The sequence below is a fragment of the Clostridium sp. genome (assembly GCF_016650095.1).
In the GTDB taxonomy this organism is placed as follows: domain Bacteria; phylum Bacillota; class Clostridia; order Clostridiales; family Clostridiaceae; genus Clostridium_AD.
Window position 1 is genome coordinate 1 of the sequence record NZ_JAENWL010000381.1, and the last position, 3,559, is coordinate 3,559.

A 3,559-nucleotide genomic window follows, 5' to 3' on the forward strand; every position below is an offset into this window, starting at 1 on the left:
CTTAAAAAGGATGGAACAATAGACGAAATAATGAAAAAATATCTGTGAAATACTTGAAAATTTATAAGTAAAAATGAAGATACTAATTGAAAAGGAAGTAGATTATGCAAAAACTTTATTATGAAGACGGATATATAAAGGAATTTACAGCTGAGGTTTTAGAGATAAAGGAAAAAGATGGGTATTATCATGTGGTTCTAGATAAAACAGCATTTTTCCCAGGCGGTGGTGGACAATTTTGCGATTTGGGTAAAATAGACAGTAGCCAGGTTAGTGAGGTTTATGAAGAAAATGGAGTTGTTTATCATGTTACAAAGCAAAAGTTTATAAAAACGCATAGCGTAAAATGTTCTATAGATTGGAAAAGAAGACAAGATGGAATGCATCAGCATTTAGGTCAAGCCGTGCTTTCGGGATGCTTTTTTAAATTATTTAATGCAAACACTTTAAGTTTTCACTTAGGAAATGATGTTAGTACAGTAGATATTAAAGGACATTTAGATGAAGAGAAAATCATGGCCGTTGAAAAATATGCAAATAAGATTATTGGAGAAAATATTAATGTTCAATCTTTTGTGGCAGAAGAAACAGAACTAAAAGAGTTAAATTTAAGAAGAGATTTGCCAAAAACAAATGAAGAAATAAGGATTGTTAAAATTGGAGATTTAGATATTAGTGCTTGCTGTGGAGTTCACCCAAAGTCTACACAGGAGCTTAGAATGATAAAAATAAATAGATGGGAAAAGCATAAGGAGGCTACTAGAGTCGAGTTTGTATCAGGTAGTAGAGCAATTGAGGGCGCGCTAAAGAAGGATAAGTTTTTGTCTGATATATGTAGATACTTAAGTTGTAACGATGAAGAGGCTATAAAAAGCATCAAGAATTTAAAGGAGCAGGTAAAAGCTACATTGGATGAAAATAAGAGAATAAGTGATCAAGTAGCTTCATTTGAACTAAAAGCTATGATAGAAAATCCAAATAAAATAGGCAGCTACACAGTAATAAAAAAAATATATGATTGTGAAGATGTAAAATATGTAAGTAAGGTAGCTACAAAACTAGCTTTGAAGGAGAATACCATAGCATTAATGGCAGTGAAAGACGAAGAAAAGGTAAACTTAATCTTTTCTGCGTCTAAGAACATTAAAGGTATTAATATGAATGATTTATTAAAGGATACCCTGTCACATATTGATGGAAGAGGCGGTGGAAGTCAGTTTTTAGCACAAGGGGCAGGAATGAATGTTAATCTTAATTCTGCCATGGATTTTGCCATAATAAAATTGAAAATGTTAATAAAATAAAAGAATACATTGATAGATAAACCACTTTGAGAAGGGTTTATCTATTTTCATTTATTATGTCTATTAAAATCTTCATTCGTTCATGAATATCTGGTTCTATATTATCACGATTATAATGAAAATCATTTGGATCTAATAAGTAACTATGAGTTATTCCAAATAAGTTTTTATTCTCCTTAATTCCATTTCTGAGCATTTCTGAAAGCTTTTCAATATTAAAATATTCAAGTCTTAACTCTTCATTTTCATTTTGTGCGTAAACGGGTAAAGACGTTAATATATTTTTCGTTACTTTATATTCAGGTCTGTAAATATTGTGAGATTCATACTTTATGGTAGTTATCTCTGATAATATTTTTTCAGTATTATCATCTATTGAAAAATACCCTCCACGAAAAGCTTCAATAGGTTCTATACCGAGTTTTGTAATATATTCGTAACAATGCTGTATTATAAGCTTTTGCTGATCATAAGTGTAGTATGATATTAAATCTTCATCGCTTTTTATAAATGGACATAATTCCTCTATACATTCTGGCATATTATTAGGATGAATATGAAGGCCAAAAATAACTTTATAATTATTTTTTATTTTTTCTATTAGATGTAATTCATTCATCATTTCCGCAAAGTATGGAGTTATAAATAAAAGAGTATATATATTATTTTCTGAGTTTAATTTTAATAGCCTTTCTAAGTGACCTACATTGCTTTTTAAGTTTTTATCGAAATTGTATCCTTCGCAATCCATAGTTAAAATGAAGTCGAAATTTGGGCGTTTAATATACGTATCTAAAAAATATTTCATAAATAAATACAACCTCCTAAAAAATAGTATTGCAAACTTACGATTTGCAATGTATAATTAAATTATACCAAGTAACAACTTAATTATACAATGCGGATTGTTACTTGTCAAAAACTTAGTAACTGGCAGTCTTACAACGCTTCAAAAATAGTTTAAATATAAATACTTTCAAGGTTTTAAGCATTTCAAAAAAATTCTTTTATTGTTATATCTAAATCTCTAATATAAAGAAAATTTAATAGTAAATAGCTTAACGATGTTATCGGTTGATAATTTTTTTGTACCACAAAGGAATAGGAGGAGAGATAACAATTAATAAGTGTTATCTCCACCAGACAAATAATAGGGGGATGATATTATTGAAGACTATAGGTTTTCCAAGAATGCATAAAGAAATAAATGAGAAAAGGGATTTTTTACCAACTTTTTTTGGTGTACTCAAAAATGATAAGGTACAAATATTTCTTGAAGAAGGATATGGCTCGGCTTTAGGTTATGTAGACGAAGATTATTTAAAATATAATACGACTATACAATTTGTATCTAAAAGAGAATGTTATGAAAAAGATATAGTTGTAGTTTTAAGGTCACCAGAGTTTGAAGAAATTGAATATATGAAACAAGGCAGTACACTACTGAGTATGCTCCATTATCAAACTAGAGCTACTAGAGTAGAAAAGCTTAAAGAAAAAGGCATATTTGCTGTTTCTATGGACTCTATTAGAAATGATTTTCTTGAAAGAATCGTTGTAAATTATGAGGGAACTTCAGGAAATGGAATTAGTGTGGCATTTACTGAACTGTCGAAAAGTTATGAAAATGCAAGCATTAAAGAGAGAAAACCTATAATTGTCAGTATAATGGGAATGGGACGAGTTGGTTTAACAGCAGCAAGGCTAGCAGGGAAATATGGAAATAATGAAGAGGCTGAAGCCCTACTTGGAGAGAAAACTAAAGGTGTACTTGTTAAGATGCTGCCTAGAAGTATAACTAATAATAAAAAACAGATGATGAAAATTCTAAAAGAAACAGATATTTTAGTAGATGCAACTACTAGAGGTGATGCAACAGAATATATTGTTAGTAATGAATTATTAAGATATTTAAAGCAACATTCTATAATTTTAGATTTAACATCAGACCCATATTTAACAGATGTATATCCTGTTCAGGTGAAGGCAATAGAAGGTATACCACACGGAACACTGGACAAAATTGTTGTTTACCCTGATGATGATGAGGCATATAATAATGTGCCAAAGTCTTCAAAATCATTAAATAAAAGAACAGTAGTAGGTTGTAATGCATGGCCAGGAGTTAACCCAGAAGCTTGCATGGATTTATATGGCAAACAACTTATATATATTGTACAAAATCTTATACAACATGATGCTAAGGATTTTGGTATGTATAGTAATGATTATTTTAATAGAGCAATATACAGAGC

3 protein-coding genes are annotated in these 3,559 nt (G+C 29.8%); 2 read left to right on the forward strand and 1 reads right to left on the reverse strand.

Annotation, left to right across the window (positions count from 1 at the left end):
* Positions 1-104: 104 nt before the first annotated feature.
* Positions 105-1,304, forward strand: a complete 1,200-nt coding sequence (locus tag JJE11_RS16640) for a DHHA1 domain-containing protein (protein WP_291637635.1) — start codon at positions 105-107, stop codon at positions 1,302-1,304.
* A 37-nt stretch (positions 1,305-1,341) separates the two neighbouring features.
* On the opposite strand, the gene JJE11_RS16645 is transcribed toward JJE11_RS16640, so the two are convergent.
* Positions 1,342-2,112: a hypothetical protein gene (locus JJE11_RS16645; protein WP_291637637.1), complete on the reverse strand. Its 771-nt coding sequence runs from the start codon at positions 2,110-2,112 to the stop codon at positions 1,342-1,344.
* 359 nt (positions 2,113-2,471) lie between these two features.
* On the opposite strand from JJE11_RS16645, the gene JJE11_RS16650 reads away from it, so the two are divergent.
* A partial coding sequence (locus JJE11_RS16650) for an alanine dehydrogenase (protein ID WP_291637638.1) occupies positions 2,472-3,559 on the forward strand: 1,088 nt, incomplete at its 3' end.

Excerpts from the sequence above, each read along its gene's own strand:
- JJE11_RS16640 (WP_291637635.1), top strand. The coding sequence starts at position 105 with ATGCAAAAACTTTATTATGAAGACGGATATATAAAGGAATTTACAGCT.
- JJE11_RS16645 (WP_291637637.1), bottom strand. The coding sequence starts at position 2,112 with ATGAAATATTTTTTAGATACGTATATTAAACGCCCAAATTTCGACTTC.